7 protein-coding genes are annotated in these 5,703 nt (G+C 72.3%); all 7 read right to left on the reverse strand.

Annotated elements, in window-relative coordinates; genetic code table 11:
* Positions 1–49 precede the first annotated feature (49 nt).
* A complete protein-coding gene (locus ACESMN_RS12330; RefSeq protein WP_373053901.1) occupies positions 50–541 on the reverse strand; it encodes a hypothetical protein in 492 nt (163 codons plus the stop codon).
* A 53-nt stretch (positions 542–594) separates the two neighbouring features.
* Positions 595–1,224 carry an outer membrane protein assembly factor BamD gene (bamD, locus tag ACESMN_RS12335; protein WP_373053902.1) on the reverse strand — a complete coding sequence of 210 codons (630 nt, stop codon included), beginning with the start codon at positions 1,222–1,224 and terminating at the stop codon, positions 595–597.
* Positions 1,225–1,359: 135 nt separating this feature from the next.
* Positions 1,360–2,130 carry a type II secretion system protein N gene (locus ACESMN_RS12340; protein ID WP_373053903.1) on the reverse strand — a complete coding sequence of 257 codons (771 nt, stop codon included), beginning with the start codon at positions 2,128–2,130 and terminating at the stop codon, positions 1,360–1,362.
* Positions 2,127–2,621 (reverse strand): type II secretion system protein GspM, encoded by a 495-nt coding sequence (gene gspM / locus ACESMN_RS12345; protein WP_373053904.1) that lies wholly within the window; start codon positions 2,619–2,621, stop codon positions 2,127–2,129. Before gspM ends, ACESMN_RS12340 begins: the two co-directional genes overlap by 4 nt.
* On the reverse strand, positions 2,618–3,835 hold the full coding sequence (gspL, locus tag ACESMN_RS12350; protein WP_373053905.1) for a type II secretion system protein GspL: 1,218 nt from the start codon (positions 3,833–3,835) through the stop codon (positions 2,618–2,620). The genes gspM and gspL overlap by 4 nt, the downstream gene beginning before the upstream one ends.
* A 73-nt stretch (positions 3,836–3,908) precedes the next feature.
* Positions 3,909–4,715, reverse strand: coding sequence for a general secretion pathway protein GspK (locus ACESMN_RS12355; protein WP_373053906.1), 807 nt, complete (start codon positions 4,713–4,715; stop codon positions 3,909–3,911).
* Positions 4,712–5,338: a type II secretion system minor pseudopilin GspJ gene (gene gspJ, locus ACESMN_RS12360; RefSeq protein ID WP_373053907.1), complete on the reverse strand. Its 627-nt coding sequence runs from the start codon at positions 5,336–5,338 to the stop codon at positions 4,712–4,714. The genes ACESMN_RS12355 and gspJ overlap by 4 nt, the downstream gene beginning before the upstream one ends.
* Between the last annotated feature and the right edge of the window lie 365 nt (positions 5,339–5,703).

Consider the following 5,703-nt stretch of genomic DNA (forward strand, 5'->3'; position numbering starts at 1 on the left):
GGCTTGCCCCCTGCCGGCGGCGCCGGGAGCGAGCTCCCGCACTCCAGGACTACTCCAGATAGGAGTCGATCACCTGCCAGGTGACATTGCCGTGGGCCGCATCGTATTCCAGCAGCATCTGGCCGCGGATGTGGCCGTCCTCGAAGGTGGCGAGGACCCAGCGGTCGTTCAGCACGTGGATGCCCTCGGGCACGAAGTACATGCTCCCGCCGAGCACCGGCTCGTGGGGGATCAGCTCCGGCTGCTCCGCCAGATTGCGGCGCAGCTGCTGCTCCGGGCGGGCAAGGCCACGCCGCTGCAGGGCCTGGATCTGGGCGTTGGTCAGGCCAACGTCCGCGGGGCGCGGCACCTCGTCGCGAAGGTACTCGCCCAGCCGCATCTGCGTCTCGAGCAACTCCCGATTGGCCTCGGTCAGGTCCTGTTCCAGGCCGACTCCGCGCGCGATGTAGATCGCCAGCACGATCACGAAGAACAGCATGAACCCGAGCCAGGCAAGACGCTCGGTGAACTTCAGGCCTGCGCTGTTCGTGTCGTCAGCCATCAATCACTCCGGGACCTGATCGGCACGAAGGTTCCGGGATGGGTCCGGAAACGTCACGGCTCTCTCATCTCCATCATCATGCGCGCCGCGTCGGCGGCGGCCTGGGTGCGCGGGTAGTACTGCAGCACGTATTCGGCCCTGGCCCGCGCCTGGCTGCGGTCGCCGCGCTCCCGGGCCCGGTCGGCGAGGGCCAGTTCCGCGCTTGCAATGCCCTCGCGCAGAGGCACCAGGCGCGGCGCCAGTTCGTCGCCATACTCTGAGAGTGGCCGGTCGCGCAGATAGTTCGCGATCTCGCGGGCCACCGCGCGCCCCTCGCGGATACGCACTTCCGGTTCCACCCGATTGGCCCGCGCCCATTCACCGAAACCCGCCAGCGCGTGCAGGTAGGCCGCATAGTCCGCGTCCGGGTGTCCCGGCGCGTCTTCCAGGAAGGCCGCCGAGGCCTTCCGTGCACGGGAGAAGTCCCCGGTCTGCAGACAGATCTGGCTGACTCCCAGCCGACGGTCCGCCTGGGTCCCGGCGCCGATGTCCATTCGCTCGAACGCGGCCCGGCAGTCCCCGCCCTGCAGCGCCCGGGTCAGTTCGTCCTCCGGCATTGCCGGCCGCTGATCCGGCGCCGTCGCACAGGCACCCAGCCACAGCACGGGGGCAAGGAGCAACAGGCGGGCAAGGGTCGGGAGCATGCAGCGATTCCGGCGACGTGCGAGACAGCGCATCATAACTCGGATCGAGGGCGCATTCAGCCGGGGCCGCACGTCCGGCAGGCCATCCGGAACCTTCGATAGTCGATCGCCTTGCCGAACTCTCCCCATGGCCCGCTAGCGCCCGGTCAACTGCAGGCGATAGCCGCCATCGGACTCCCGCCGGGCAACGCTGTCGAGGGCGGCCACCAGGTTCCGGTGGGCATCGGGGTTGGCTCGCAGTTCCAGATCCACCCGGTATTCCCCCGCCGGATGCCACGCGGCGTCCCCCGTGGCCACAAGCGGGGAGTCCGGGCGGGACTCGATGCGTGCCACCAGCGCTCCGTCGGCCGCGTCCAGTTCGGCCCCGTAGTCGCCCAGCGGGATCGGGCGCGGGAGGCCGCCGGCGGCGCCGGCCCAGAGCACGGCGCCTTCGGCCTCCTCGAAGCCTGCGTCGTCCGACCACTCGAGACGCCGGAGGTCGAGCGTGAGCCGGCCATCGAGCAGCAGCGGAAGCTCGAACCAGTCCTGGATCCGGCCGGCACCCAGCCCGCCGCGGACATCGAAGGCCTCCGCGCTGCGCCGGCCCAGCCGCACCCGCGCATCGATGCGGTCATCCTCCAGCTGCCAGCCGAGCGCGATCCCCAGACGGCCGCGCAGCAGCGAGCCCGGCTGCAGCCGCCAGGTGAGGTCTCCGAGGCGATGGCGGTCCACGCGCACGGCATCGGCCCGTCCGCTCCAGATGCGGCCGGTGACGGCGCCGGTCGATACCGCCACCGGCAGGTCCAGCCGGGCCTCGGCGATGCGCCACGCGACGCTGGCGGGGAACAGAAAGAGCAGCGCGGCAACGTAGACCGCGAGCAGGAGCGCGACGGCGCCCACCACGCGTTTCGTGTGCGCGCGCGTCATGAACGGCCGTTGGCCGGTTCGATGCGTACCTGGGCGTTGACCCGGCCGGGTTCCGGCCCGCGGTCGATGCTGAGGCTCATCACCCGCAGGCCGTGGCGGCTCTCCAGCACGCCGAGCCAGCGCAGCAGCGAGGTGTACACCGCGCCCTCGAGTTCGGCCTCCACCCCGGTCTCCAGCGGCCGGACCCGCCGCAGGGCCGAACCCAGCCCGGCGGCGCGGGCGGATACGTCCACGACCCCGAGCGCGGAGCCGCCCGGCCGGGCCGCCACGGTGGCACCGGGTGCCGCGGCGCGTTCGCGCACTGCCGGGGCCTGCGCCTGCATCCAGGCGTGTTCGTTCACCAGCTGCTGCAGCTGCCCGCGCAGCTCCGCGCGCCGCTCCAGGGCCGGCTCGACCACGAGCAGGAAGACGGCCGCGAGCAGCAGCAAGACCCCGGCGGCCGCGACGATTCTCCGCTCCCGCGCCGCGAGTCCTTCCCACCAGGTCCTCACGAGGCGTCGTCCTCGATCTGCAACCGCGCCCGCACGCCGTCCTCATCCGACTCCGCGGAGAGGATGCGCACCGCCGCGCCGGTGTCCGCACGCACCCGCCCGCGCAGCGCATCGAGCCGGGCGATGCTCTCCAGGTCGAGTTCGAGTTCCAGGCGCTCCCCCTCCGCGCGCAGCTGACGCAGCTCGACCGCCTCATCGGCGAGCACGGGCGCCACCTGCCCGAGCCGGGCCGCGACCGGACCGGCGCCGTTGGCGGCCGCGTTCGTGCCGGTTTCCAGCATCTGCCGGAACTGTCCGACCGGATCGACCATGCGCGTCTCCGGAAGCGTGGATTCGAACAGATCGGTGACCGCCAGTTCGACCTGCCGCGTCTCTCCCTCCAGATGCCGGATCTCGATCCAGAGCGAGCCGGCCCAGAGCAGCACCAGCGCCGCCGCGATCGCCGCCGGCACGCGCCAGGGCCGCCACGAGATGGTGGTGCCGGGCGGCGCATAGGGGCCGCTGAGCAGGTTCAGCGCGGGCCGACGGCGGATTGCCGGCACGATCAGGCTCAGCAGGTCGCCGTCCCAGGCCGGAGCCCGGACCGCCGCGTCTTCGCCGAAGTCGGGGGTGCTGAGTTCGGGCGGGCCGTGCCACTCGACCTCGACCTGCTGTTCCTGCTGCGCGTCCCACTGGTGCAGCCACCACGGCAGGACCTCCTGCGACAGCGCCAGCGGCGGGCCTCCGGGCACCGCGACCAGGCAGCGATCGCCGGCCCAGTACAGCTGCAGGCGCCCGGACGGGGCCTCCGGGAGCAGGGCCGTATCCGGCAGCAGCTGATCGGCGCGAACCCCGGCCTGTGTCAGCCAGCCCAGCCAGGTATCCATGTCCCGGCGCGCCACGACCGCGGCGAGCAGCTGATCGTCGGGAAGGCGCGGCCCGGGCACGATGTGCATGGCCTCGAGATCCTCGCTGACGCGGTCCTCGAGCGCGTAGGGCAGGGCCTGCAGCTGCGCCGCGCGCGAACGCGCCGGAATGCTCACGTGGTGCAGCAACACCCGTTCGCCGGGGACCAGCACCAGCACCCGGTCGCCGCGCTGGATGCCGTCGGACACCATGTCCAGTGGCGCCGAGCCCCGCTGCAGCACACCGGCGGCACCGATCCTTGCCCATTCCACCGGCCCCTCCGGAGCGGTGGTGTCGGGTTCCGGCAGGGCGAGCACGAACCAGTTCACGCCAGGTCCCCGGAACGCATCGAGGCCCGTCGCGCGCAGGTCGGGTAGCCACAGGGATGGATCAGGAACTTGGTCACCGGGTCTGGTTCTCGCAGGCCGTGAATTCGCGCACCACCGTGCGGCCGTTGGGCGCGTCCAGCACGGCACAGTGGAAGAAATCGCGCTGCGGCAGCCGCGCGACCAGTGACAGCCGGAAATAGCGCAGGCTCCCCGGCTCCTGGGCCTGTGCGGCCACCGCGTCGCGCACCACCTCGGGCGCGCGCTCCAGGTCGATCAGATTATCCGTTCCGGGCCGTGCGGTCACGTAGGGCGCGATGGCCTCCCAGATCTCCGGGGTCATGCCCTGCACCCGGTTGGCCTCCGAGGCGAGCAGGAAGGGCCGGTTGCCGCTGCGCTCCGGCGGCTTGCGCAGACGGTAGACGGGATCGTCGGTCTCCGGGTCCATCCAGTCGCGTATCGCCGCCGCCAGCTGTTCGCCCTGCCAGCCCGCGATGCCCGCCTCGGTCCCCGCGCGCGCGACCAGGTCCGCGAAGGCCGCGACCGGCGGGTCCTCGGGCCGGCCGAGGCTGTTCAGGTTGAAGCGGCAGTGCAGGTTCTCCAGCCGGGCGATCAGGTCGATCCCGTCGATCACCAGCGGCACCGGCGGCGACACGCAGTCGTCCCAGGGGAGTTCGCTCAGGTCGGGCCACTGTTCCAGCAGGCGCAGGGCCATCACCTCGGCGCCGAGCAGGATGCTGCGCGCGAGGTCCTGTTCGAAGACCAGCGTGGTGCGCTGGATCTGCGTGTGGTCGCGTACGCTCATGCCGATCGCCGCGGTCACCGCGAGCGCGACCACCAGCAGCGCGGTGATCAGCGCGACTCCCCGCTGCCGGCGCTTCATATATCCCCCGGCAGCGCCAGATGGCGCTCCACCCGGCCCAGGCCGGGCACCTCGAGGACGATCTCCACCAGCGCCGGGAGCGCGCGCGGTGGGTCGGTGGGGCGCAGCGGCGGCCAGCTGTCGAGCACCTCCCCGCCGCCGGGGCCGGGCACCACGAAACGCAGCTCCATCAGCACCGGCTCGCGGCCTTCAGCGGTCTCCCGGGCAGCCAGGAAGACCCGGGCGATCGGTTCGCGCTGATCGCCCGCGTCCACCACCTCCCAGAGGCGGCGTTCCAGTCCCGCCTCGGTGACCCGCCAGCCGACCCGGCGCAGCCGGTTGATGCCGCCGCTGCCGACGCGCACCAGCTCCAGTTCCGGCTCGGTGGCCAGCGGGCTGTAGCGCAGCGCCGGCTGGCGGTCGCCGAAGCGGTCGCGCCGCTCCACCGGCGCGACCTGGCGGAGATCGCGCTCCAGCACCGCCAGTGTCACCTGCAGGTCCGCGAGGATTCCGCCGCGCATCCGCGTCTGGCTGTCGGCGTTGAGCACCGCCTGCAGTCCCCCGTAGGCCACCGCGCTGACCACTGCGAACACCGCCACCGCGATCAGCAGCTCCAGCAAGGTGAAACCCCGCTGGCAATGCATCCACCCCGCAACGGCCCCTGCAGGCGGCGAGGCCTTTCGCCGATCCGGCGCCGGGGAATGTCGCCCAGGGGGCTTCCCTCCCAAAATGCTCGCCCCGCCCCCCTGTAGGAGCGAGCCTGCTCGCGAACGCGCCGCAGGCGCGCCAGACGCCGCTAGACCAACCCGACGCCCATTCGCGTGCAGGCACGCTCCTACACCCCCACCCCGGCCCGCTGTAGGAGCGTGCCTGCACGCGAACGCGCCACAGGCGCGCCGAAGGCCGGGGAGCCACCCCGACGCCCATTCGCGTGCGAGGCCCGCTCCTACACGCCCATCCCGGCCCGCTGTAGGAGCGTGCCTGCACGCGAACGCGCCGCAGGCGCGCC

The organism is Thioalkalivibrio sp. (assembly GCF_041690275.1).
Classification (GTDB): domain Bacteria; phylum Pseudomonadota; class Gammaproteobacteria; order Ectothiorhodospirales; family Ectothiorhodospiraceae; genus Thioalkalivibrio.